The 26,920-nt window shown below is 34.0% G+C and carries 19 protein-coding genes; 4 read left to right on the top strand and 15 right to left on the bottom strand.

The annotated features are described in order from the left end of the window. Window positions 1–13: 13 nt before the first annotated feature. Window positions 14–1,231 carry a GTPase HflX gene (gene hflX / locus FEF17_RS06175; protein ID WP_139001473.1) on the bottom strand — a complete coding sequence of 406 codons (1,218 nt, stop codon included), beginning with the start codon at window positions 1,229–1,231 and terminating at the stop codon, window positions 14–16. Between the two features lie 62 nt (window positions 1,232–1,293). Between hflX and FEF17_RS06170 the strand changes: the two genes are divergently transcribed. After that, the gene (locus FEF17_RS06170; RefSeq protein ID WP_139001472.1) at window positions 1,294–2,262 is read left to right on the top strand and encodes an endonuclease/exonuclease/phosphatase family protein; all 969 of its coding nucleotides are present in this window, start codon (window positions 1,294–1,296) and stop codon (window positions 2,260–2,262) included. Between the two features lie 42 nt (window positions 2,263–2,304). Here the strand turns inward: FEF17_RS06170 and FEF17_RS06165 are convergent, their stop codons facing one another. The 3 genes from FEF17_RS06165 to FEF17_RS06155 all read right to left on the bottom strand — a co-directional run bounded on the left by FEF17_RS06165 (window position 2,305) and on the right by FEF17_RS06155 (window position 7,088). After that, entirely contained in the window at window positions 2,305–2,682 is a 378-nt protein-coding gene (locus FEF17_RS06165) for a hypothetical protein (protein WP_139001471.1), read from the bottom strand. Between the two features lie 65 nt (window positions 2,683–2,747). Then, window positions 2,748–4,214 carry a DUF5689 domain-containing protein gene (locus FEF17_RS06160; RefSeq protein ID WP_170180974.1) on the bottom strand — a complete coding sequence of 489 codons (1,467 nt, stop codon included), beginning with the start codon at window positions 4,212–4,214 and terminating at the stop codon, window positions 2,748–2,750. A 69-nt stretch (window positions 4,215–4,283) separates the two neighbouring features. After that, window positions 4,284–7,088: a carboxypeptidase regulatory-like domain-containing protein gene (locus FEF17_RS06155; protein ID WP_139001469.1), complete on the bottom strand. Its 2,805-nt coding sequence runs from the start codon at window positions 7,086–7,088 to the stop codon at window positions 4,284–4,286. 125 nt (window positions 7,089–7,213) lie between these two features. Here FEF17_RS06155 and FEF17_RS06150 point away from each other — a divergent pair, with 125 nt between their 5' ends. Beyond that, window positions 7,214–8,263: an endonuclease/exonuclease/phosphatase family protein gene (locus tag FEF17_RS06150; protein ID WP_139001468.1), complete on the top strand. Its 1,050-nt coding sequence runs from the start codon at window positions 7,214–7,216 to the stop codon at window positions 8,261–8,263. Window positions 8,264–8,296: 33 nt separating this feature from the next. Here FEF17_RS06150 and FEF17_RS06145 read toward each other — a convergent pair whose 3' ends face one another. The 11 genes from FEF17_RS06145 to uvrC all read right to left on the bottom strand — a co-directional run bounded on the left by FEF17_RS06145 (window position 8,297) and on the right by uvrC (window position 24,962). After that, window positions 8,297–8,737 (bottom strand): hypothetical protein, encoded by a 441-nt coding sequence (locus tag FEF17_RS06145; protein WP_139001467.1) that lies wholly within the window; start codon window positions 8,735–8,737, stop codon window positions 8,297–8,299. Window positions 8,738–8,839: 102 nt separating this feature from the next. Then, window positions 8,840–10,705 carry a hypothetical protein gene (locus FEF17_RS06140; RefSeq protein ID WP_139001466.1) on the bottom strand — a complete coding sequence of 622 codons (1,866 nt, stop codon included), beginning with the start codon at window positions 10,703–10,705 and terminating at the stop codon, window positions 8,840–8,842. Between the two features lie 12 nt (window positions 10,706–10,717). Then, a complete protein-coding gene (locus FEF17_RS06135) occupies window positions 10,718–13,291 on the bottom strand; it encodes a TonB-dependent receptor (RefSeq protein WP_139001465.1) in 2,574 nt (857 codons plus the stop codon). Window positions 13,292–13,468: 177 nt separating this feature from the next. Beyond that, window positions 13,469–15,088 (bottom strand): glucose-6-phosphate isomerase, encoded by a 1,620-nt coding sequence (gene pgi, locus FEF17_RS06130; protein ID WP_139001464.1) that lies wholly within the window; start codon window positions 15,086–15,088, stop codon window positions 13,469–13,471. Then, window positions 15,089–16,408 (bottom strand): peptidoglycan DD-metalloendopeptidase family protein, encoded by a 1,320-nt coding sequence (locus tag FEF17_RS06125; protein WP_139001463.1) that lies wholly within the window; start codon window positions 16,406–16,408, stop codon window positions 15,089–15,091. Beyond that, window positions 16,366–17,283 carry a tryptophan 2,3-dioxygenase family protein gene (locus FEF17_RS06120; protein WP_139001462.1) on the bottom strand — a complete coding sequence of 306 codons (918 nt, stop codon included), beginning with the start codon at window positions 17,281–17,283 and terminating at the stop codon, window positions 16,366–16,368. The genes FEF17_RS06125 and FEF17_RS06120 overlap by 43 nt, the downstream gene beginning before the upstream one ends. Window positions 17,284–17,290: 7 nt before the next feature. After that, complete coding sequence (locus FEF17_RS06115; RefSeq protein ID WP_139001461.1) at window positions 17,291–18,097, bottom strand: DUF3108 domain-containing protein; 807 nt, start codon at window positions 18,095–18,097, stop codon at window positions 17,291–17,293. 146 nt (window positions 18,098–18,243) lie between these two features. Beyond that, a complete protein-coding gene (gene hppD, locus FEF17_RS06110; protein ID WP_139001460.1) occupies window positions 18,244–19,404 on the bottom strand; it encodes a 4-hydroxyphenylpyruvate dioxygenase in 1,161 nt (386 codons plus the stop codon). Window positions 19,405–19,430: 26 nt separating this feature from the next. Beyond that, window positions 19,431–20,588, bottom strand: coding sequence for a homogentisate 1,2-dioxygenase (locus FEF17_RS06105; RefSeq protein WP_139001459.1), 1,158 nt, complete (start codon window positions 20,586–20,588; stop codon window positions 19,431–19,433). A gap of 253 nt (window positions 20,589–20,841) precedes the next feature. Continuing rightward, a complete protein-coding gene (locus tag FEF17_RS06100) occupies window positions 20,842–23,118 on the bottom strand; it encodes a patatin-like phospholipase family protein (RefSeq protein ID WP_139001458.1) in 2,277 nt (758 codons plus the stop codon). Between the two features lie 50 nt (window positions 23,119–23,168). After that, window positions 23,169–24,962 (bottom strand): excinuclease ABC subunit UvrC, encoded by a 1,794-nt coding sequence (uvrC, locus tag FEF17_RS06095; RefSeq protein ID WP_139001457.1) that lies wholly within the window; start codon window positions 24,960–24,962, stop codon window positions 23,169–23,171. An 84-nt stretch (window positions 24,963–25,046) separates the two neighbouring features. On the opposite strand from uvrC, the gene rimK reads away from it, so the two are divergent. Together rimK and FEF17_RS06085 are read left to right on the top strand one after the other, a co-directional pair. Further along, window positions 25,047–25,922, top strand: coding sequence for a 30S ribosomal protein S6--L-glutamate ligase (gene rimK, locus FEF17_RS06090; RefSeq protein WP_139001456.1), 876 nt, complete (start codon window positions 25,047–25,049; stop codon window positions 25,920–25,922). Between the two features lie 25 nt (window positions 25,923–25,947). Beyond that, window positions 25,948–26,919 carry a succinylglutamate desuccinylase/aspartoacylase family protein gene (locus FEF17_RS06085; protein ID WP_139001455.1) on the top strand — a complete coding sequence of 324 codons (972 nt, stop codon included), beginning with the start codon at window positions 25,948–25,950 and terminating at the stop codon, window positions 26,917–26,919. Window position 26,920: the final 1 nt, after the last annotated feature.

Below are 26,920 nucleotides of genomic sequence, written 5' to 3'. Positions count from 1 at the left end.
TAACGCCATAACACTACCCCATGTCTTCGTAATTATAATCTGGATATAGGAAATGGTTATACGGGAAACGGGTAATGTGAATCTCCCGCACCTCATCGTAAACCCGTTTTTTAAAATCCTCAAGGTTTTGCTTATTCAATGCAGAAATAAACAAAGCGTTATTCCCTACTTTACTCATCCAAGTGCTTTTCCATTCCTCTAAAGAGTAATGTTTTTCGGTGCGCTCGGTTTCTAAATCATCCTCATCTAAGGGTTCTGCTTGATAGGCGTCTATTTTATTAAAAACCATAATAGTTGGTTTATCACTGCTTTTTATTTCACCTAAAATTTTATTTACAGAATCGATGTGCTCTTCGAAATTTGGGTGTGAAATGTCTACGACGTGGAGCAACAAATCAGCCTCTCTTACTTCGTCTAAGGTGCTTTTAAAACTATCTACAAGTTGCGTGGGTAACTTTCTAATAAAACCAACGGTATCACTTAACAAAAACGGCAGGTTTTGAATAACCACCTTTCTCACTGTGGTGTCTAAAGTTGCAAACAATTTATTCTCTGCAAAGACTTCACTTTTACTGATGGTGTTCATTAAAGTAGACTTTCCTACATTAGTGTAACCAACAAGTGCGACGCGTACCATTTGTCCACGGTTACCACGCTGTACAGCCATTTGCTTATCTATCTTCTTAATACGATCTTTTAACAAAGCTATTTTATCACGTACAATACGTCTATCGGTTTCTATTTCCGTTTCACCAGGTCCACGCATTCCAATTCCTCCTTTTTGTCTTTCAAGGTGGGTCCACATACCTCTTAAACGAGGCAGCAAATACTCGCATTGCGCCAATTCTACCTGTGTTCGTGCGTAGCTGGTTTGTGCACGCTGTGCAAAAATATCGAGTATTAAATTAGTTCTATCTAGAACTTTTACGTTAAGAATTTTACTAATATTACGCTCTTGAGCAGCAGATAACTCATCATCAAAAATTGCGGTGCCAATATCATTTTCTTCAATAAAAGACCTAACATCTTCCATTTTACCCGAACCAATAAAGGTTTTAGGATTGGGCATGTCCATTTTCTGTGTAAAACGTTTTACAGCATAACCACCAGCAGTAAAGGTTAAAAACTCTAACTCATCTAGGTACTCCTTTAACTTAGACTCATCCTGGTCTTTGGTAACAATACCTATTAAAACAGCTCTCTCAAGGCTTACATCTTTCTTTTCAATCATGGCGCAAAGTTACGCAATTGATTGCATTTTCTTTTTCATTATTTTAAACCTATTTTTGAGTCATGACAGAAACTTTTGATGACATTCCTGAGCGACACAACATGCAAACAGTGGCATTTTATAATGTTGAAAATTTATTCGATTTAAGAGATGGTAAATTTACTAATGATGGTGATTTTTTGCCCGAATCTGTTAAACGATGGACATCTAAACGTTATAAAAACAAATTGCGTAAAATTGGTTTTGCTATTTCCAATATTGGTAGGCAAGAAACAGGTAAACATCCAGCAATTGTTGGTTTAGCTGAAATTGAAAATGCAAAAGTTTTGAAAAATTTACTCGAATCTAAACATTTAGAAACATGTAATTACGATTACGTTCATTTCGACTCTTTAGATGAACGTGGTATTGATGTCGCCTTGTTATACGATACAAAAGTTTTTGAGCCTCTGTACACTGAAACTTTTTCGGTTATTTTAACCGATGAAAATGATATACCAGATTACACAAGGGATATTTTATTAGTTGGCGGGAATTTAGATGGTGAAAAAGTATATTTTATAATAAATCATTGGTCGTCTAGACGCGAAGGCGTAAAGGAGACAGAGTTTAAACGAATAGCGGCTTCTGAGAAGGTAAGTGAAATTATTTCTTCTTTAACTATAAATAATGAAAACGCAAGAATCATGATTTTAGGCGATTTTAATGACAACCCTCAAAATGAAAGCTTAAAACGATTGATAGAAGACCATAATTTATTTAATCCTTTCGAAACATTACGATCCTTTACACGAGGCACAGTAAAACATAGAAGACAATGGTTTTTGTTTGACCAAGTTTTAATATCAACCAACTTTTTTAAAAGTTCAAAAAAACAATTTGAATTCTTTAAGGCTAACATTTTTGATGTCGACTTTTTAAAACAATTTAAAGGCACTTTTAAAGGCGCTCCCTTTAGAACTTATGTTGGTAAAAAGTATAAAGGTGGATATAGTGATCACTTCCCTGTTTATGCTATTTTTAAGAAGTGATTTTAGCATTAAATGACGCTGAAAATAGCTTTGTCATTTTATTTATGAAGCTTGAAACAGAATATAGGTTAACCCTAAAACTACAATAGGTAATAACCAAAGAATATGTATATTATGCCTTTTGGATTTCTTTTTTATCATTTTCGCATTAATCATCATGCGCTTTTTACCAGTATATTGCATCCAATTTTTAAAGTAAATAAAAACCATTACCATCACAAATAAAAACCAAGCTTTGGTAGCAGACATGGCTACCATATTCATTTGTCTAAAAAATCCAGTAAAAAATACGCCTAAAAGTAATAGCAAAGTTGCTTGTAAAAGTGTGATATAGACAATAGCAATACTGCTAGCTTTTTGTTTATATCTGTTTTTATAAAAAATGAAAATGGTGTAAAAAAGTTCATCAAAAACTGTCATGGTCTAAAAATATAAAAGCCTGCTAAATTAGCAGGCTTAATATTTGAATTTATTTAACTTTTCAATTAGTAATCGATGCTTATCTCATCCAGCTCGTACGTACCATCAAAATCGGCCTCACCACTTCCAGTATATTTAAAGGCGATATATATAGTTCCAGAAGCACATGATAAGTCGACTATTCCAGAATCAAACCAAGCACCAAAAAAATCAGAGTCTTGCGTAATATAACCGTCTGTTAAAATACCCCATGTTGCAGCAGAAATTCCTTCTTCGGTTCCATCCCAATCGTTAGAAAACAATAATTCCATTTCGCTACCGTCAGAGAAACTATTCGACGTTTGAAACACTAAAGTCTCGTTGTCTTGAGCATCTAAATTAATCGCAGGAGAAATTAACCACGCTATAGTGGAAGCATCATCGGAACGGAAAGAACCTACTCTTGCCGATACTCCTAAAGAAGCATTAGTACCACCAGATGAATACGCTTCCCAACCTTCGGTTCCGGATTCAATATAGTTTGTCCACCCATTTCCAGAAATAAGAGATCCTGTAGATTGCGATTCAAAATCATCAGCAAATAAATTGTTTGTCCCTTGGGCAGACGCTAATCCACAACTTAACTCAATTGGGTCGCATCGTTCTTCATTCTCAAAACTTATATCTTCTCTTGTGTTAATTAGAAGCACACTAAAATCGTCTCTAAAATCACGACTATAAATTCCTTTAATACTACCTCTTAATTGAGGCACTGGTAAAGATTTAAAATCGGCAAAAGTACTTGTTTGCAAAGTTAGCGTACTATTGTCTGAGCAACTTTCTAAGGTTCTAAATCCATCAAATTCATCACTTACATCTCCTGCGAAAGTCTTATCAAGTTGGTTTCTGTTAATTTGAACGTCATCCAATTGAATAAATGTGTTTTCATCTAATTCAGTTAATTCAGAAATCGCTGTTACCTTTGGAGTAATCTCCGCTACCTCAGCACTTCTCATAATGAAATCTTGAAATTCAAATGCTTGGATTTGACCAACTTGAGTGCCATCTGGTTTCCCTATAACTAGAACGCCATTAGATTCTCCAATTGCTAAACCATTCATTTTTATATATACTTTACGACCAAACTCATAAGTATTATATAAACTGCTTACATTAAGTTCTACTTTAAAACCAAGCCGTGGGTTTTCAGACGGATTGCTGTCGTCTGGATAATTTTGAATTATTAACTCCTCAAAAAAGTTTCCCCCTTTATCACTTGAAACTACATAACCTTCTATGATTAATTCCGACTCGTCTGCTTCAAAAATACCGATGTCATCACCTCTTTCATTATCATCTAGTTCGCCATTTTCATTTGCATCAACCGCAGACACATAACGTTGAACAACGGCCTTAAACGTTGTTTTACTATTAGGGTCAATCTCTGGCTCATTAATAGTTAAATTTGGTGTATCATAATCGTCATCTTGAACGCAAGATGCCATTGAGAACACAAACGCAAATACACTTAATAAGGTTATAATTTTATTCACTTTATTCATAATTAGGTTTTTTTCTGATTTTGGAAATGCAAAGCATTTCATATGTTTTCTTAGTCTTTATTAAAATCTGAAGTTTACGTTAACAAAATAAGTTGTTCCCCTTCCATACCAATATTTAGATCCAAATACTTGAGTATCTAGTGCTTTATCGTCCCGCAATTGTCTAAAATTAGCGTTTCTGCCTTGTTCGAATCCTCCAGTTTTATAAACTTCATCTAAAAGGTTATTAATACTTGCAAATATGCTAATGTATTTATCTCCTAATTTCCAAGATTTACCTCCTATAAGATTAACAACCATGTAATCATCAAAGCGCTCTTGCTTTAGTAATTCCCTAGCAAGGTCTTCATCGTAATCATTGAACGTATTTCCATCAAAATCTGAGGTGAAATTTTCCGATCTGGTTAATGGGCTAACATCAATATATGTATTGGTGAAAAAATTAGCTGTTGCTCCAACCCACCAATAATCTGGATCACGATATTCGAAACCAACCGAATAAGCCCTATGAGGTCCAGCAGCCAATTTATAATCTTTTAAGTTAGCTTGTCCAAAATCCTTAAACCCTTCAACAAAACCTGCTGCAATTGACTCATCATCGGCCTCAGTTGTTAGAAATAAGTTTGGATTATTATCATAAGTATATTGACCAACAGAAGCAACACCTTTTAATTTAATGGTAGGTGTAACTTGCGCTTCAATTCCTAATTCACCACCAATATGTCTTTTATCAATTCCCTGCAATATTTCTTGAACAAAAGCCGTATTATCGCCACCAATACCATCTGCAAAAAAGAAAGATATTTCACTGGCATCTTGAATTTTGGTGTAATATCCTGTAAGTTTAGCCTTAACTATAGGTGAACGGAAAATATAACTTGCATCTACAGATGCTATTTTTTCTTCCGTTATATTAGGTACTACATTATGATTCTCCCTAGAATTAGAATAGGTGTTTCTTAGTGATGGTGCACGGGTAATATAACCCGCATTAAAATCAAACAAATGCTTTCCCGAAAATTTATATGTTAAGCCTCCTTTTGCTCCAATACCAGTAAAACTAAGTTTGTCTCCTTTACCAGCTGAATTATCTGGAAAACCTCCATTTTGGTAAATTCCTTCTCTTTGATATTGTGTACTTGTAACGCTCCCAGATAAGTAAAAATCTATCTTGTTATATTTAAACTGAGCCTGAGCATATCCGCTAATAATGTCTGCAAATAAATTAAAATTATACGCGAATCTATCTCCTTCTCCAACCAATCGGTTAGGGTTTAATAAGTCGTTTTGAGCTTCATCAATATCTGTTGCGAAGGCATCCACATCTAAATAGGTCGTCGCCCCTAACAAATCAATAATTTCAGCAAAATTTTCTGATTTTAAAGACTTATAATTTAATGCAGCATTAAGAATAATATTTTCATTTAATTCGGTATTGAATATGGTATTAACCGTAAGTTGCTTATCATCTGATCTATCCTCGTATAATGCATAAATAGCATTTCCACCGTTCTGAGCATTCGTGATATTGGCTTGATAAAGTGCATCCCAATCGATCTGTCCGTCATTTATAAACTGTTGTTGTAATCCAAATGCTATGCTAGTATCATCTGGAAAATTTCTTAACGCATAACTCGGCAATTTTTGGTAATAAGCAGGACTTGGGTTTAAGGCACCTCCTTCTGGAAAACCATTAACTAAATCGGTACCGTTATTATTTAAACGGCTATTTCCAATTTTCCCAAACTGATATCCAATATTAGTATTTAAAGTTGTTTTACTATTTAAATCCCAGTAATGATTAAGCATTACGATTGGTTCTTCAACTTCCTTTATACGCGAATTACGTTTTTCCCCATCTTGCCATCCCCAGTATTCATTATATCTAATATCCTTAAGATCGAAAATCTCTTGTGTATTTGGTGACGACTTTCCTCGTCTATTTGGTGCATAAATAGAAGTAAAACTTAAACTATGATTATCATTAAATTTCTTTTCAACGGATGCAAAAAAGGAATTAGAATCGTATAAAGTAGCATCTTGGAATCCTTCATTTCCCCATCGTCTTGCAACAGAGAAAGTGTAAGCAAAGCCATTTTTTAATAACCCAGATGCATAAGTAGCCATCAGCCTATTCGTGTAGCTTCTATTTGAAGAAGAATAGGTTATCCTTCCTCCTGGTCTCGCTTGAGATGCTCTTACATTAATGTTCGTTGTGCCTAAAATACCACCAAAATTATAACTTGAAGGCGTTAGACCTACGGTTAATTCTTGGTTTCGAACTACATCATTTAATCCTCCCCAATTACTCCACTGTGGTCTTCCGTTAAACAACTTATTCATTTCTATACCATTAATAAGTACCGAGCCATTATCGGAATCTAACCCTCTTACTCTAAAGAATGACGAACTAAACTCAAAAGCTGCTGTTCGTTGAAACACATCTAGTGAAGATGCCAACAAACCGGATATATTATCGGCTCCACTCTCATCATTGTCTAATTGATCATCTGACAGTGTGATGGTAAATAGTTCTTCTGCTGAAGAATCGTCCACCTCAAGAATCATATCTGTTATGTTCACGGTTTGGTTTTCATTTACAACAATTGGATATCTTCTGGTTACATACCCAATTTTAGAAATTCTTAAAACTTGTTCGCCTAAGGGAATATTTAATGTAAATTCAAACTCCCCAAAAGCATTTGTTTGCGTTGTTTGATCTGTTTCTTCAATAGTCACCAAAACATCCGCGATAGGCTCTAAAGAAATAGACTCTTTAACACTTCCTTTTACAAGTGTTTGTTGTGAAAATGCTGTGAAAATTGAAAAAAATCCGAATAAAAAAATAAGTAATTTTTTCTTCATACTTGAATTTATAATTAATACCTTCATCATGTATTTAAGGGAAACAAATTTACATTTTTTCTAGTTAATTCATAATTTTGGCTCAAGATTTGTACACAAAACAACAATAAATTAATATTCTTTTAATGAAGACATTTAAATCTCTACTCCTTTTTTGCTTTTTATGCCTATTAATTAAGGTAGAAGCCCAAGAAAAAAAATATAAAATTCACACCATAGCTTTCTACAACCTAGAAAATTTATTTGACACAATAAATGACACCACAAAGTTTGACGAAGCAAGCCCAATGATGGAGTTAAAAGCCGATCGTGATATTATTTATAAAAAGAAGGTTAAAAACATGGCAAGAGTTATTTCCGATATAGGTCGTGATGTTACAAACAATACTCCTGCAATAATAGGTGTGTCTGAAATAGAGAATAGAGAGGTTCTTGAAGATCTAGTAAATGATCCCTCTTTGATTTCTAAAGACTATGGCATTATTCACTATCACTCACCTGATGCTCGTGGGATAGACGTCGCCTTACTTTATCAAAAACGATTGTTCACTCCAATTAATACGAGTAGTCATGAATTGAAAATTTATGACGATTTATCTAGAAAACGTGTTTACACCAGGGACCAATTATTAGTTAGTGGAAAACTTGAAGGTGATTTAATACATTTAATAGTCAACCATTGGCCTTCAAGAAGTGGTGGCGAGGCTCGTAGTAGGCCTAAACGTGTTGCTGCTGCTAAACTTAGTAAACGTTTAGTTGATTCGTTACAAGTAATAGACCCCTATGCTAAAGTTTTTATTATGGGCGACTTAAATGATGACCCAACCAATAACAGTGTTAAGGATGTTTTAAAAGCTCAAAAAAACAGAAAAAAGGTTGGACTGAAAGGGATTTATAATCCTTATGAAAACTTCTTTAAAGATGGTTTAGGGACCACGGCATATCGCGATGCTTGGAGTCTGTTTGATCAAATACTTATAACGAAACCTCTACTTGAAAAAGATTACTCATCATTTCGTTTTTACAAAGCGGGGATTTTTAACAAAAACTATTTGATTAATAAAAAAGGGCAATATAAAGGATATCCATTTAGAAGTTTTTCAAATAGTGCCTTTACCGATGGCTTTAGTGACCATTTTCCTGTTTACACCTATGTGATAAGAGAAGCGAAATAAAAAAGGGAGCTAACTAATTAGCTCCCTTTTTTATTAGCCCAACCAAGCACTCCATGGAATTCTCGATAAAAACAACACCAAAGCAATACTATAGAAAATAGCAATAGTCTTTAACTTAGCTTTTGACGTTAACTTCTTTTTATGTTTTGAATAACCTATAGTTATTAAAGCAATAGCTATAATGTTTATTAATGGGTGTTCTACTAGATATAACCTATTAACAGAATCTTTCATGATTTCACCCATCCCTAACTCACTAAACAGACTTAAACGTGGAGACACAAAATACAAAACCAGTCCAATTAGTAATTGAAGATGCGAAACGATTAAGGTGAATAATGAAATTCTAAAGTCTTTAGCCTCGTATTCTTTCCCTCCAATAGATTTAACTACAGCATTACCAGCTGCTAATATTAAAATTAACAAGACTAAATATGCCCAATAAGAGTGTAATATTTGAACTGTACTATACATTGTTTTAATTAAATTAGTTATGTTGAACAAATGTAATAATTTAATGCATAAAAAAACCGCTTCTAATTGAAGCGGTTTTTATTTTATAATATTTAACTATTATTATTCTTGATAAACCCATTCACCATTAAGCTTTATAACGCTTTTGGTTTCATTGGTTGTTGATCCATTGTATATAACGAATGTAAGGACATATTTTTGCTCTTCGTCTGTTACAAAACCACCACTCTCAAGTAGCGCATTAAAAGCTTCTAGCAACATCTCGTCACTCCAGAAATTAGAACTTCCAGATCGTCTGTCGAAGCTACCAAAGAACCCTACATTGTCAGCTGGTCCAGGGTATATTTCAATAAAGGCATTTGAAATAAACGTAACATCTGCACCCGTAAAGGTATATCTAATCGTGTTGTCAGGTACCCAAGAATTTCCGTCATGTCCAAACTGTAAAGATGTATCAATTGTAGATAAATGTGGCTCCCAAGCACCATTTGTAAAGGTATAACGATTTCCACGAATCTGCGCACCACTAGAACTAGAAAAATAGTCGTATACCATTATTACCTCATCTTCTTCCTGTCCATAAGCCCAAGGAGCAGTTAGACTTAAGAAGGTTGGCAAATAATCTTCTGCTGGTGTTGAACTTCCAAAGTTATTAAATCGCCCAGGTTGACCAAACTCTTCACCCATTGAATCAAAATCTGAATCTTGAACAAAATAAACTCCTTCAGTAGCTTCCCACTCACTACCATCAAATGTATAAAATGTTTCAACATTAATTTTATTACCTTCAACAAGTTCTGCAACGTCGTTCTCCATAATAGCACTCCAAGAAGTTGCAACACGAATACCATCGAATGAGCCGGTAGGTCCTCCACTGCCTTGACGAATCGAAATACCAGATATAATTGCACCTGGAGACCCAGAATTTGTAGCTTCAGGTGTCATTGGCTCAGTTGATTCAGCAGTAGATAAAACATATAAGTTTGATACTCCCGTAGCTATATCGTAAGAAGAAACTAACAAATAGGTAGTATTTAAATCAAATGGGGTTGTTCCATATGTTAAAGAACTTGAGCTTGCTCCAATTCCAAATAAAACTTTTCCAGAACCATCATCCATTGCTCCAACCCTTGCAACATAACCCACTGCAAAATCATCATCTCTCATATGGAAAGTATATGTTCCTGTACTTACCGCACTTAAATTCACCAAAGTACTTGCATATACTTTACCTGATGAAATCTCACTAAACCAATTTGTTACATCCTCAGAACCCGAACCGTCTACCGTTAAAGATCCGCCTATACCCGACGATGGATAGTCTGTCATTGATAAACTAGCAATATCATATCCTATTGGACCGCTGCCAGCGCCTGAATGAGCTTCCCATTCTCCACCACTAACACTTGTTAAATCTCCAGCAGAACCACCATAATCCAAATTATCATCCAAATTGTAATTAGTAGATATTGAAACATTTGGCTCCTCTGTATATTGAACATAACGCGCTAATACTATTTGTCCGTCCACGGGAGTCATAACATTAGATTCAAGAATATCAGCTATATAATCTGAAGCAGTTACATCTGGATAAAAACCTGACACGTTACTACCACTTAATGCATAATCTGATTCAGAGAAATAGTAACTTTCAGCACCAGAGTAATCACTTACGCCTTCAGCATTACCTATATATAATTTATAACCAACTGTTACGGCCGAACCATTACCCCATGTTGGATATAAGCCATCTAAAAATGAAGGTAACATCGCTTTAGCATCATCTTCAGAGCTAAAGCTACCAAAGTTTAACTCTAGTTCGTCGTAGTCTTCACTAGTTAAGGTATAACTTGCCTCACCCGCAATAGCATTTTCTTGAGCATCTATTACTTTATAAATATCTTCATTAGGATTACACCCAGTAAAGGCAACTCCTAGAACTGTTAAAAAAATTAGTATTCTTTTCATTTTCAATATTTTTTAAAAATTAAATTTTGCACCAACACTAAAGGTTCTACCAAAGCCATAGTATACTAAAGCTGTTTGTGCTAAAGAACCATTGCCATCATCTGCATCTGCAATATATTCTGTATTGAATAAGTTGTTAATTCGCCCTGTTAATTGAGCATCAAACGGTCCAAATTGGAATCCGTGTCGCATAACAACATCAAAAACACCATAATCTGGCATTTTCCAAGCGTCCGGACCTGGTTCACCTCGATCACTAGGATCGAAATCTGCATAGATATCGGCAAAATAATTATAATCTACAACTATATTTGTTTCTGGACCTAATTTATAATTCATCCCTAATGCAAAGGTCGTTTGAGCAGCATCAGAAACATGAAGGTCTGAAATATAAAGATCCACTGTTTCGACAACCTCTTGAGCTTCATTAAATATTTGTACTCCAAGTACATCATTTTCCCATCTCCAATCACCGAAAGATGCCATACCATTAATTCTTAATTTATCGGTTGGTCTATAAACAAAATCTAACTCGATACCTTGATGAATTGCATTAACTCCTAAAATATTCGCAATACCATCTTCTTCAGGACTTAATTGGAAAGTCTCAGTTTCTGTTCTATCTCTCCAAGCTGTTCTATATAAGTTTATATTAGCAGATAATTTTTCTCCTCTGAAACCATAGCCTATTTCATAACTCGTAATCTTTTGGTTTTCTGCGTCAGGATTGACATCTTCGTTGTTAAAATTATAGAATACTGCATCGAAAAACGCTGCTCTTTCAAAATATCCAAGATTTGCAAATACATTATGATTATCGTCGATATTATAATTTGCACCTCCTTTTACACCAAATCCAAAGAAATTATATCTGTCTGATTCAAAAAGCTCTGGATTAACAGATAAGTCGTGGCTGAAATAATCTTTTCTCTTATAAGATGTATTAGAAACTGATAAAGAAACAAATCCTGCCCATTTATCTTTAGAATATTCTAATTGGCCAAAACCACCTAACCAACCTACAAAACCTTCATCATGATAATCTACCTTGTCTCCTACTTGTGCAGCAAATAAAGGATTATTTTCATTATCATCATTTATTATAAACTGTCCGCCTAATAAATCGGTAACTTCTCTAAAGTGAATTCCTTTATAGTCTCTAAAGTCTAACCCTGCTAATAAAACTAAATTATCGTTAAGATCTGTTTTAAATGTGGATAAAACGCCGTACCAGTTATGATCATTTCTCGAAGCCCTTAATGCTGCAGATGAACCGAATGCCCCATTCGATTTATTTTCATCTACAATTCTATCAAAATCTAAAGGGCCAAAATTTCCAATTCTATAATCAGGACTTGTGAATTTAGAACGACCATCACCTTCAAATCCAGTAGCCTCTAAGTCACTCCCTAAGGTTCCTCCGCCTCCACCAGATCCAAAAGACACGTATGCTGCAGTTGAAAGGCTAGATTTGTCACTTATAGTCCAATAATGATTTAATGAAATCTGAGGTTTATGATAAAAATTGTCCTCAATGTGTGTTACTTGACCATTTTTATAACCCCAATCTTGATTATATTTTATACCTCTCTCACTCTGTCTAAATGTTTCAATTAACTGCCTATTCTGTCTTTGTCCATGGCGCTGTTTTGCTCCAAAAGCTGTAAATGACAATGTGTGCTGATCATTAAACTCTTTAGATAGGTTTATAAAATAAGATATCCCCGTAAACTCTGTACCATCAACATAACCATCCCCTTCTGTTTTAGATCCAGAAATGGTTGCAGCAAATCCTTTATCATTTAACCCAGTTGAATATGTGAATCCATATTTCAAATAACCGTCATTGGCTAAAGTTGTATAAACATTACCTCCTTCTTCAACATCTGTAGTTTTAGATACGATGTTAATAGTACCACCAATAGAAGGCACAGCGACCTTAGAAGCCCCAAGTCCTCTTTGAACTTGCATAGAACTCGTAACATCAGATAACCCAGCCCAATTTGACCAAAATACTCGACCATTCTCCATATCATTAACAGGAACTCCATTAATCATGACTGCTACATTTTCAGAATTAAATCCACGAAGGTTTATTCTACCATCTCCAAATCCACCTCCAGCTTTGGTTGCATAAACACCAGGTGTTGATTTTAAAATTTCTGGAAATTCTTGAGTACCCAATTTTAACTCAATATCTGCAGATCTAATTGTTGAAACTGCTACAGGTGTTTTTCTATCAACTGCAACAGAGGCAATTATCTGAACTTCATCAAGTCCTACTTGGCTTGATTCAAGTTCTACACTACCTAAGGTCATGTCCCCAGTAAAAGCAATAGTTTTGGTTGTATAACCTACATAAGTAATTACGAGTTCTCCTGTCGAGTTTTGTGTTGTAATTGAAAAGTTTCCATCAAAATCTGATGTGACCCCATTCGAGGTTCCTTTTTCAATAACATTAGCTCCAAGAAGTGGAATGCTCGTTTTGGCCTCTAATAATGTACCTGTAATAGTACTTTGAGACATAGCAGTAACAGTAAATAATAGCACTGAAACTACCATTAAAAAATGAGTAGTTTTTTTCATAATATTAGAAAAGAATTAATTAATTAATTGAAATTAGTCAAGGCAAAAATAAGTATATTGGGCTTATTACCGTTAAGTACATGTTAATAAATTTAACAATTGTTGATAACTAAAAAAGCTGTTAACATTTTCATATTAACAGCTTTTCCTGCAAATCGCAACAATATTGTTAGGTTTTTAAATAAAACCTTTATAATAATTCAATAGATTTTGAGTAGATGAGTCATGGTTATTAACAGTTTCACTGTTAAATTCTTGTAAAATTTTATTGGCTAATTGCTTCCCTAGTTCAACTCCAAATTGGTCATAGCTAAAAATATTCCAGATAACCCCTTGAACAAATATTTTATGCTCATACATGGCAATTAATTTTCCTAAACTTTCTGGAGATAATTTATTAACAAAAATTGTATTTGTTGGCTTGTTGCCTTCAAATATTTTGAAAGGGACAATAATCTCTTTAGAACCTTCGTCAACAACTTGCGACTCAGTTTTACCGTTGAGAAGCGCTTCGGTTTGCGCTAAAAAGTTTGAAATTAGTTTATCTTGATGGTCTTGGTTTCCGTGTAGTGATTTTACAAAACCTATAAAATCGGCAGGAATTAATTTCGTGCCTTGGTGAATTAATTGAAAAAAGGCATGTTGTGAGTTCGTTCCTGGTTCTCCCCAAATAATAGTTCCTGTCTGATAATCTATTTGATTGCCATTTCTATCAACACTTTTGCCATTACTTTCCATAATTCCCTGTTGCAAGTAGGTTGCAAATTGATTAAGGTATTGCGAATAAGGTATTACAGCTTCGGTTTCAGCACCAAAAAAATTATTGTACCATATGCTAATTAGTGCTAAAACAACTGGAATATTACTTTCAAAATCAGTGTTTTTAAAATGTTCATCCATCTTATTAGCCCCTCTTAAAAGGCTATTAAAATTATTATAACCCACTGCTAAACTAATAGTTAACCCAACTGCACTCCATAAAGAGAAACGACCACCAACCCAATCCCACATGGGAAATATATTCTTCTGGTCTATTCCAAAGTTTTTTACCGCTTCTAAATTAGTAGAAACCGCAACAAAATGTTTAGCAATATCTTCTTTAGATGCTGATTGTAGAAACCAATCTTTTATAGTGTTAGCATTTGAAAGTGTTTCCTGAGTGGTAAAGGTTTTTGAAACGACAACGAAGAGTGTTGTTTCTGGATTTAGTTTTTTAATCACTTCGTTAACATGATCTCCATCAACATTACTTACAAAATAAGTAGTTAAATGATTTTTGTAAAACTGCAGTGAGTCAACAACCATTGCTGGTCCCAGATCCGATCCACCAATTCCTATATTTACCACATGAGTAAAAGGCTTTCCAGTGTAACCTTCTCTTTTACCCTCAATGACATCATTTGTAAAAGATTCAATCTTTCTCTTAACATTATAAACTTCGGGGATTATATTTTCACCTGCTACATTGACTACAGCAGACTTTGGTGCTCTTAATGCTGAATGCAAAACAGCTCTTCCTTCAGTTTGATTAATTATGTTTCCAGAAAACTGACTTTGAATTGCCTCTTTTAGTTTAACCTCTTCGGCTAACTTTAAAAGATGTAACATCGTTTCTTCAGTTATTCTATTTTTTGAGTAGTCTAAATAAAAATCGTCCCATTTTATGGTAAACTTATCTGCTCTTTGCTTGTCCATTGAAAATAAATTCTTCATGTGGACAGTTTCTAATTCATTGTAATGCTTTTCTAAATTTTTCCAAGCTTTAGTATCGGTTGGATTTATGTTTGGTAATGACATTTATGTATCTAATTGTGAAATAATAGGTTGATTTTTTTCTTCTTCGCTAATAATTTCAGGTTGAAAAAATATATTATCTAATTTATATTTAATAGGTTTTATAAAGTCTAGGTATTTAACTTTTAAGGAGTCTGAAATGGGTTTTGCTTCTGGCAATTTTTGTTTAAACGGATCCACTTGTTTTCCGTTTTTCCAAAAACGATAGCAAACATGAGGGCCTCCTGTATTTCCTGTCATACCTACCTTTCCTATAACATCACCTTGTTTTACAAAATCTCCTACATTAACTAAGCGTCTACTCATGTGTAAATATTGCGTTTCATAAGTGGCATTATGTCTAATTTTCACATACTTACCGTTTCCTCCTCTTCTTCTTGATTCTGTAACCGTACCATTGGCCGTTGCCATAATTGGTGTTCCAATAGGTGCGGCAAAATCGGTTCCCTTATGCGGTCTAACCTTGTATCCATAAACTGCGATACGGCGTCTTAAATTATAACGTGATGATATTCTACTAAACTTAACAGGAGCCTTTAAAAACGCACGACGTAAATTCTTGGCTTCTTCATTAAAATAATCGATAATTCCTTTAGTGGAATCTGTTAAAAATTCAAAAGCATAAAACGGTTCTTTATTATGTTCAAAATAAGCGGCCTTTATATCATGAACTCCTGCGTAAATAGTGTCGTCTATATATTTATCTGTATAAATAACTTTAAAACGATCGCCTTTTTGCAATCTTCTAAAATCTATAGTCCAAGCATAGATTTCATCAGCCATTTTATAAGCTAATCTTAGACTTAAGCCTTGTTCGTCAAGTGCTTCCGAAATATTCGTTTTTATGATACCAGTAGCTGTTTTTTCAACGTGTTTAATAGGTTTCCTACTTGTGTAGGCGTGAATGGAATCTTTAAAATTTATAACAACGTATTCTTCTTTATTAGGTTGATAAATGAAGGTTTCTGGTAATTCTAATGAATCTTTAGAACACAAAATTGTATACGGTTTCCCTTGTTGAAAAAAGCGTGCAATATTATAAGTTTCCTTTGTTTTTTCTGCTATATGAAAGATCTTGGGATATCCTATTTTATTACGTTCTAAAATTTCACCAAAACTCTCACCTCTTCTTACGGTATCTCTTTTTACCACAAAGTCGTTTAGTTTAAAACCAAACTCATAAACTTCTTGTGGCTCAATAACTGCTATTTCTTCTTTTTTTAGGGACTCAGGATCTTCTTTACAAGCGATAAAGAAAATTCCAATAACTAATAATGAAATTAAACGTTTGTTCCCCAATTTTCTAATTCTTCTTTTGTCCATAATTCCGGAAAAAATATTCTTTTTTGGTATTTAGGATGCATGTATTTTACCCACTCACTTCCTCCTGTGGCTTCGGCTGTTTTTCCACCAATATTTAAATAATGATTAGCAGTATTGTAGTGTGCCATGACCCATTTTATGTTTACCGTATAATCGTAATGCCTCATAGCTTCAATTAATGCCTTATCATCTCTAGCTTCTTTTGGCAAACTTTTAAACTTTGTCCATAAATTATTTTTATTATAAAAACGAGTAAACCTGATAAACTCTTCTTTATATTTTTCTTCAAACACTTCTAATAAATAGGTTTTCTTTCCTGTTTTATAATCTTTCCCAGCTGCTTGCCAATATAAATGCTCGAATGCATTTTCGTACGACGAATTTCGATTGATTGTATTTCTAAACCTTTTATCTATAAGATTTATTAATTCTGTTGAAGCGAATTCAATTTTTCTATATTGAGCACTCTGAAATCCACTAGCTGGTGTTAAAGTAGTCCTAAACTTATTGTATTGATTAACATCCATGCCCTCTCTCATAATATTGAAAGATGACGTAAGCATGTCGAAGTAACGGCTAATTCGCATTAACTTTGAAGTAAAAAGCCTCGTATCAACTTTATCTTTCTCAGCAACTTGACGGATTTCACCAAGTATCATCTTAAATAATAATTCATTGATTTGATGGTACATGATAAACACCATCTCGTCTGGAAGTACAGTGCGAGGCACCTGAAGATTTAGGAGTGCATCGGTTTGTATATAATCCCAATAATTAATAGGTTTACTATAAAGCAACCCCTCTAAATGAGTTTCAACATCTTGACCTATTTGATCGTATTTTTCTTTGAGTTGGTTGGTTATTTTTTTGTCCAAAGTTCCTTTAATTATCTACAACTATTCTAAAAGGATGTTTTAAACCTTTAAAGGCTTCTAAATCTGCTCTAAGCGACCCTACAGCGAGATCTGCCTTGATGCGCAAAGGTACTTTATTTTTGTCTTTTGTAACCCAAAGTGTCAAACTTTCTTCCTCTTTAAAAACACGTCCTGCCATTACATAAGGTCGAAACATTAAAGATTCTATATTACCAAAATCTGTTTTGATAGTTTCTTCTCCTAAATACTTTAATTTAAAGCCATAATTCTCACCATCAAAAAACATATCAATCATAACTTCATCACCCACCTTTAAACTACTAGTATCTAAATTGTTCCGCAAATAGTAAAAAGTTGAAACCATATCTTGAATATTCGGTTTCGTATCAAAAACCGATTTCGTTTTATGCTTTTTATCATTTACATAGGCCTTATTAGCCTTTTGATCAAAATCTATTTCTAAATTTTTTGTATGACCACCTTCATCAATATTTCTTATGAATCTATAAGGCGTTATGGTTTGCTTATCAAAATAACTTTCGTATCTATCTTTAACCTTAAAAAACCATTTAATCATTCCAGTTGTCCATCCCTTGCCTACTACATGATAAACCTCTTTATTATTTATCCTAGAATCTTTAACAGTTAAAGTTGCATTTCCTGCTTTTAAAAATCCGCTATAACTCATTTTGAATTTAAACCATTCTCCTACACCAAATGCAGATTCATTATTTGCTTTTAATACACTTGACTCCTGACTAAAAGTCAGCTGCAAAGTACTTATTATAAAAACTATAAGTAGTATTTTTTTCATTGTATTTGGGTAATTGTAATATAACTTAACGCATATTAAATTATTGTTATAATCCAGAAATTACAATTACTGTTCCAAAAGTATTAAAACAAAAAAACTCCATCAAAATTAATTGACAGAGTTTTCATAAAAAATCTAATAGCTTGTTATAGCGTTCCTCTATTTGCCTGCTCCCTTTCTATCGATTCAAAAAGCGCTTTAAAATTTCCAGCTCCAAAGCCTCTGGCTCCCATACGCTGAATGATTTCGAAGAATAATGTCGGTCTATCTTCAACTGGTTTTGTGAAAATTTGAAGCAAATAACCTTCCTCATCTGCATCAATCATAATCCCTAAGCTTTTAAGTATTTCAATATCCTCTCTTAATTCATGACTATGCTCTTCTAGCCTTCCAGGAACTGCCTTATAATACTCCTCTGGCGGAATAGATAAAAACTCAACACCTCTTTCTCTTAAACTACTGACTGTACTAATAATATCATCAGTAGCGACGGCTATATGTTGTACCCCGGCGCCTTCATAAAAATCTAAATATTCCTCAATTTGAGAACGTTTTTTACCTTCAGCTGGCTCATTAATTGGGAATTTTATACGTCCATTTCCATTACTCATCACTTTACTCATAAGCGCAGAATATTCTGTATGGATTTGCTTATCATCAAAGGATAAGAAATTTTCAAAACCCATAACATCTTCATACCATTTGACCCACTTATTCATTTGACCCCAACCAACATTGCCAACCATATGATCAATAAATTTTAAACCTACAGAAGTTGGGTTGTAATCTGATTTCCATTCACGAAAACCAGGTAAAAAAGTACCGTTGTAGTTTTTTCGTTCTACAAACATATGAATTGTTTCTCCGTAGGTGTAAATTCCAGCACGAACCACTTCTCCATGCTCGTCTTTTTCTACAACTGGTTCCATATAAGATTTAGCTCCACGACTTATTGTTTCTTCATAAGCATTTCTTGCATCTTCAACCCATAATGCTATTACTTTCACACCATCGCCATGCTTTACAATATGATTGTTAATCGGAGAACCACTATTAAGAGGCGTTGTTAAAACCAACTTAATCTTGTCTTGCTTTAACACATAGCTTACCGATTCTTTAGAACCTGTTTCTAAACCTTTATAAGCATAAGATTGAAACCCAAAAGCAGTTTTATAAAAATGGGCTGATTGTTTTGCATTACCAACATAGAATTCTACATAGTCTGTCCCTAGAAGCGGTAAGAAATCTTGAGCCCCTTCAAATATTTTCTCTAAACCGTAGTTTACTGATTTTATTTCTTTTGACATTTTAATTTAATTTGAAACATTAATAATTACTCCAACCATGATTTATGATAATCTTCATCGGCTATTTTCATAGCTTCTTCCGTTACCATTAATGGCTTAAAGGTATCAACCATAACAGCTAACTCATCTGTTTTTACTTTTCCAACACTGCGCTCAGTCGCTCCGGGATGTGGTCCATGCGGAATACCGGCTGGATGAAGAGAAATATGTCCCGCATCAATATCGTTGCGACTCATAAAATCGCCATCTACATAATACAGAACCTCATCACTATCGATATTACTGTGATTATAAGGAGCAGGAATTGATTGCGGGTGATAATCATACAACCTAGGCACAAAACTACAAACTACAAAAGCATCTGTCTCAAAGGTTTGATGCACTGGAGGTGGTTGATGAATTCGACCTGTTATGGGTTCAAAATCGTGAATTGAAAAGGCATATGGATAGTTAAAACCATCATAACCAATCACATCAAAAGGATGAGAGGCATAAACCATTTCAATGATATCATCTTGCTTTTTTACTTTAATTAAAAATTCTCCAGACTCATTGTAGGTTTCAAGTTCCTCTGGTCTACGAATATCACGTTCGCAGAAAGGTGAATGCTCTAGCAGTTGCCCAAACCAGTTTCTATACCGTTTTGGCGTGTAAATAGGTCTGCGAGATTCAACGATAAAGAGCCTGTTGTCTTCAGTATCAAAATCTATTTTATAAATGATACCACGCGGAATTAATAAATAATCTCCATACTTAAAATCGAGATTGCCCAACATGGTTCTTAATTTCCCTGTTCCCTTATGAACAAAGATTAATTCGTCGGCATCAGTATTCTTATAAAAATAATCGTTTGTAGATTGCTTTGGGGCGGCCAATATTATGGCACAGTCACTATTGATTAAAACCGTTTTTCGACTTTCTAAAAAATCGCTTTCAGGCTTTACTTGAAAACCTCTTAATCTATACGATTTAATATTATTTGCTTTAGCAATTTTTGGCGCAACACTATACTGGTTTTTAATTTCTTTTACCTGTGTCGGCCGTTGCTCATGATAACTATTTGTTGACATGCCATCAAATCCTATTGTTCCAAATAATTGCTCGTAATACAAACTACCATCTGGCTTTCTAAATTGAATATGGCGTTTGAGAGGAATGCTCCCTAATTTGTGATAAAAAGGCATATGTTTTAATATTAAATGTTAGTAAAAAATAGTGAACTTTCACTTAAATGAAAGATCCAACTTAACTAAAATCAATGTATCTAAAGATACAAAAATGCCTGCTTATTCAGGATTTCTCTTGATAAGGTAGTGAAGAAATGATAATAAGTCTTTCCAATGAAGTTGCATATCGATACAAATATCGTAAAAATATTAATACCTGGTTAAAACAGAGATATAAGAACTTCTCCTTTTTAAGACTTAAAAAACAGAATTAAAACCAGAATCCTATATTAAAAAACCAAGTGCTTTGATTCTGTTCTGGTGAATAACTAAACTTACCCTGTATTGGACCTAAAAAAGTTTCTATCCCGTAACCTAAGGCATATCCACGATAGTCCGGAAGCGTAAACCATTCTCCAGAGTCAAAAATATCATCATCTATATTTGCCCAATTACCCTCAGCTGTTATATGATGATTCTTAAATATTTCGTAATCCGCAATGAACGATGCTTTAACAAAACTGTTTCCTGTGAGTGAAATAAAGTCGTACCCCAAAAAAGGAATAAAGTTATTAATCAAATTATTGCCATAACCCCCTAATGCAAAATCTAAGGCTTGAGTAGACTTGTCTCCTATTTTAAAACCGCCTCCTGTTTGTAAGTTAAAAGCCAATTTGCTTGAAACACTAAATGCGTAGCCCATATTTGCCTTTGCAATAGAAAAATTCTCAAAATCATCATTGAAATGAGAAGCATACAAATACATGTGCAAATCTCCATGGAAGCTAAATCCATTTTTCGGAAAATAAATATTGTCATGAGTATCTAATTTAAGATCTCCAAATAAGCTGAAGTAATCCGTATTCTCAAACAAAAACTTATTACCGGCATTATTTCCCACTAAAGTTTCAGAATTTATTTTTAGTCGTTTATGTTCTGCCCCAAAACTAAGCGCAAAGTTTCGCAAAAATATAGTTTGCAAATAAAATTGATTGGTTTGATCTTGAAGCTTTACATCAATTTTGTTTAGACCTGTAGTCGTTATTTGAGTATCATCTAGTAAGAGCTCTGCGCTAATGTTTTTATCGAACTGATTATACCTAGATTTTAACCCGACACTCCAATAAAAGCCTTTATCAATTAAATACTCGAAGTTATATCTTACGTTATCTCCCAAAATAAAATCAAAAGAGCTTACATCGTTTTTAAAAAGCAATCGCTTCTTAGTGAGATTTAAGAGTGCCGCGCTTTTATATAAATCGTCGTAATGAATACCCAGCTTAAAAAAAGTGTTAACTTTTGATTCTTTAATGCTCGCAACTAGATCGTATCCTTCTTTATCCTTAGAGTTTCTTAGTTGGTATTCAAATGAATCAAAATTATTTGTTGCAACGACATTGTTTATGCCTTTACTAAAATCGTGGTAACTAATCGTTTCTTTTTCTTTAAATCTAAGTTTTCCCTTAATATAAGACCGTGTATAATTCTTATTTCCAAGAATAGAAATACTTTTTATTTTTAAACTATCTATTCTTTGTGGTTTAAGAGTTGATCGCACTTCTTCAACTCTTCGACCAGAAGCTAATTCCCTTAAAATATTTAATTTTGACATTGCAGCATGCTTACCTGCTTCAATAATTTTCTCGCCTTCGTTAAATGAAACCACATTGTATTCTTTTATATTCGGCTTAATATAAACATCTGTTTTTGGGACTTTTAACTTCATATCCTTTATCGTTCTGAAGTTATTAATTTGGACAAGTACATCTGGCGCAGAAGTTAATTCATCTCTATCTAGTAAGTCGTCTTGTACATCCACACCAATTATTATATCCACGCCTTTTGCTCGTAACTCATCAATAGGGTAATTATTTACAACTCCTCCATCTATAAGCATCGTCTTATCAATAACTACAGGTTGAAATAAGGACGGTAACGCCCCACTTGCCATTATAGACTGAGTTAAATTGCCTTTATCCAATATTACTTGTTTGCCAGTTTCTGCATTGGTTGCGATGCAGAAAAATGGAATTGGCAGTTTACTAAAATCATTAATCTCATTAACGTGTAAGGTTAGTTTTAAGAGTAAACTATACGTGTTATGCCCTCGAGACAAGGCCGAAGGCAGCTTTATTTTGAAATTATCAAAAGGTAATTTTATAGCGTATTTCTCATCATTATCTCTTTCTGAAAATGCTTTAGAAACTCTAGGTAAATCATCATTTATAATATCATCAAAATCTATTTCTTGAAATAAAGAATCTAATTGTTTACCTGAATACCCAGATGCATATAAGGCTCCAACTATGGCTCCCATACTGGTTCCGGCAACATAATCAACCTTAACTCCCAAACTATCCATAACCTTTAACACGCCAATATGAGCTAAACCTTTAGCACCACCACCACTAAGCACCAAGCCAACTTTGGGTGTTTTTTCTTGTGCTTCATTTTGCGCTTGTGCGGAAAAAGCAACGAGCAGGATTAAGATAAATATGATGCTTTTTAAATTCAATCTGTTTTTTATTAATTCCTTTTGTTTTTGCATTTAAAATGCTATTGAAGCAGCTTCTTTGTTATAACAACAACTACAATAAACTACTTCTCATGATAATAATTATAAACCTTTTCAGCTCGTGCAACACCAATTACAGCTTCTAATTCATCTAACTTAGCATTGGCAACGCGCTTCGCAGATTTAAAATGTCGTAACAATTCAACAACCGTTTTTTCACCCACACCATATATAGTTTCAAGCTCCGTATTTAACGCACTTCTGCTGCGTTTATTTCTGTGATGCTCAATCCCAAACCGATGTGCTTCATTACGAAGTTGCTGAATAATTTTTAGGGTCTCACTTTTTTTATCTAAATATAATGGAATTGGATCGTCTGGATAAAATAATTCTTCTAAACGTTTTGCAATTCCAACAATCGCAATTTTACCCCTTAAATTTAAAGCATCTAAACTTTTTAATGCTGATGACAACTGACCCTTACCCCCATCTATGATGATTAATTGCGGTAATGGTTGCGCTTCTTCTTGCAACCTTTTATATCTGCGATATACGACCTCTTCCATTGAGGCAAAATCGTCAGGTCCTTCAACCGTTTTTATATTAAAATGGCGGTAGTCTTTTTTACTTGGTTTTCCACTTTTAAAGACAACACAAGCTGCGACAGGGTTTGTTCCTTGTATGTTAGAATTATCGAAACATTCAATATGCCGAGGTTCTTCCTTAAGTCGTAAATCAGATTTCATTTGTGCCATAATTCTATTAGCATGTCTATCTGGATCGACTATTTTCATTTGTTTGAAACGCTCCATTCGGTAATATTTAGCATTCCTCAGTGACAAATCTAAAATGTGTTTTTTATCCCCTAGTTTGGGTACCGTTACTTTAATGGTGTCACCTAAATCAACTTTAAAAGGCACATAGACCTCTTTTGAATTGGAATTAAAGCGTTGTCGGATTTCTGTGATTGCCAATTCCAATAACTCTTGATCGGATTCGTCTAATTTCTTCTTAATTTCTAAAGTGTGAGAACGAATAATAGAACCATAAGATAATTGCAAAAAGTTTATATAACCGTAACTTTCATCGCTCATAATTGAAAACACATCCACATTACTAATCTTTGGGTTAACAATGGTCGATTTAGCTTGGTAATTCTCTAAAATTTCTATTTTTTCCTTTATTTTTTGAGCTTCTTCAAACTGCATAGATTTTGCTAAATCTTGCATTTGAACTTTAAATTGAGAAAGTGAATCTTTAAAATTTCCCTTTAAAATTTCTTTGATGGCTTTAATGTTTTCATTGTATGCTGCTTCGGTCTCCAGTCCTTCACATGCCCCTTTACAATTTCCTAAATGGTACTCTAAACACACTTTGTATTTCCCTGCTTTTATTTTTTCTTCAGCTAAATCGTAATTACAAGTCCTCAAACTAAATAAACCTCGAATCAAATCTAACAAGGTGTGGACCGTTTTCCCACTTGTATAAGGACCAAAATACTCGCCTCCGTTTTTAAATACGCGTCGTGTAGAAAACACTCTAGGAAATCTTTCATTTTTGATACAAATCCATGGATAAGATTTATCATCTTTAAGCATTACATTATACCTGGGTTTATGCTTTTTTATGAGGTTATTCTCAAGTAAAAGAGCATCCGTTTCAGTCTCAACCACAATGTGCTTAATGCTGTCTATCTTTTTAACAAGAACTCTTGTTTTACCATTTTCATGGGTTTTAGTAAAGTACGAGCTTACTCTTTTCTTTAAATTTTTTGCTTTTCCAACATATAAAATAACCCCTTCTGAATCAAAATATTGATAAACCCCAGGCTGATTTGGAAGGGTTTTAAGTTGTATGTCCAGCGCAGGTTTACTCATCTTTACCAAAGGTATAGTAAAAGTAACATAGTTAAAAATTCGATATGGTTTTTTAGTATATTGCAGTTAAATTATTGGTAATTAGTGAACATCGTTATTCTTTCTCGCAACGAAAATTTATATTCTACAAGAAGACTTATAGATGAAGGTGAAGATAGAGGCCACATTATAGAGGTTATTGACCCTTTAAAATGTGATATTATTATTGAAAAAGAAAAACCTACCATTTATTATAAGGATCGTTATTTGGATTATGTTGATGCCATCATCCCAAGAATTGGTGCTTCGGTAACATTTTTTGGGTGTGCTGTGGTACGTCAATTTGAAATGATGAATGTCTTTACATCCGTTACTTCCGATGCCATTATTCGATCTCGAGATAAATTACGTAGTTTTCAAAGACTCTCTAAAGCAGGTATTGGTATGCCAAAAACCGTTTTTACCAATTATTCCAGAGATGTTGAAGAGGTGATTTCTCATGTTGGCGGAACTCCAGTTATAATAAAACTACTTGAGGGAACTCAAGGTCTTGGTGTCGTTTTAGCTGAAACAAAAAATGCTGCCGAATCTGTATTGGAAGCCTTTAACGGGTTACAAGCCCGAGCTTTGGTTCAAGAATATATAGCAGAGGCTAAGGGTGCCGATTTAAGGGCTTTGGTTGTTGATGGACATGTAGTAGGTGCCATGAAACGACAGGGGCGTGAAGGCGAATTTAGATCTAATTTACACAGAGGAGGTTCAGCAGAAATAGTAAAACTTAGCGAAGCAGAAATAAAAGTAGCCATGAAAGCTTCTAGAGCCCTAAAGTTACCTGTTTGCGGGGTAGACATGCTTGAGTCTTCAAGAGGTCCTTTGCTTCTCGAAGTAAATTCAACTCCGGGATTAGAAGGTATAGAAAAAGCGACAGGTAAAAACATAGCCAAAAGTATTATTACCTACATTGAAAGAAACAGACGTTAGTTTACTTTATCATGCTATAAGAAATATGAATGCAGAAAAAAAAATACTAACTATCCTAAAAGAACTCATCGCTCCTGGAGAAAGTAAAGAAGTGAATTTTGACGTAGCTAATCTACACACCTCAACTCCTGTTAATGTTCCTGTAATTATTGAGCGTTCTAAAAAACCAGGTCCCACTGTGCTTTTTACAGCTGGAATTCATGGTGATGAAGTTAACGGTGTTGAAATTGTAAGGCAACTTATTGCTAAAGGTATTAATAGGCCAAAATGTGGTACAATAATTTGCATGCCTGTTATAAATATTTTTGGGTTTATAAATTTAAAACGAGAATTCCCTGATGGGCGTGACTTAAATCGTGTGTTTCCTGGAAGTTCAAACGGATCTCTCGCCAGTAGAGTAGCCTATAAACTAATTAAAGATATTGTTCCTCATGTCGACTATATTATGGATTTTCATACTGGAGGTTCTGGAAGATTCAATGCTCCTCAAATAAGGATTATTCATGGAGAGCGAAAACTAAAACAATTGGCTAAAGTATTTGGTGCACCTTTTGTTCTTTATTCTAAAAATTTGAATAAATCTTTTAGAAACACCTGTGCCAAAAAAGGAGTCCCTTTATTGCTTTTTGAAGGCGGCAAATCTTTCCATATAGATGATCTAGTAACAAATTCTGGTGTTAATGGTGCCAAACGTGTTTTAAATCATTTAGGCATGTTAAACTCTAAGTTTAAAGTTTCAAACCCTAAAAAAAAATGTGTTTTCATTAGTGAAAGTAAATGGAAACGAGCAAAATATTCGGGAATGTTTAAAGCAGTTGCAAAGATTGGCTCTAAAGTAGAAAAGGACGATATTATTGGTAATATTACCGATCCCTATGGAAAGTTTAATTTTTTTGTTCGAGCTGATAATTCTGGCTACATAATTAACGTAAATGAGGCACCAATTGTATATCAAGGTGATGCACTTTTTCATGTAACAACAAAGCTTTCTCGTTAAC

The sequence above is a fragment of the Hyunsoonleella aestuarii genome (genome assembly GCF_006148925.1).
GTDB lineage: Bacteria > Bacteroidota > Bacteroidia > Flavobacteriales > Flavobacteriaceae > Algibacter_D > Algibacter_D aestuarii.
This window is presented reverse-complemented; position numbering and strand designations above follow the sequence as displayed.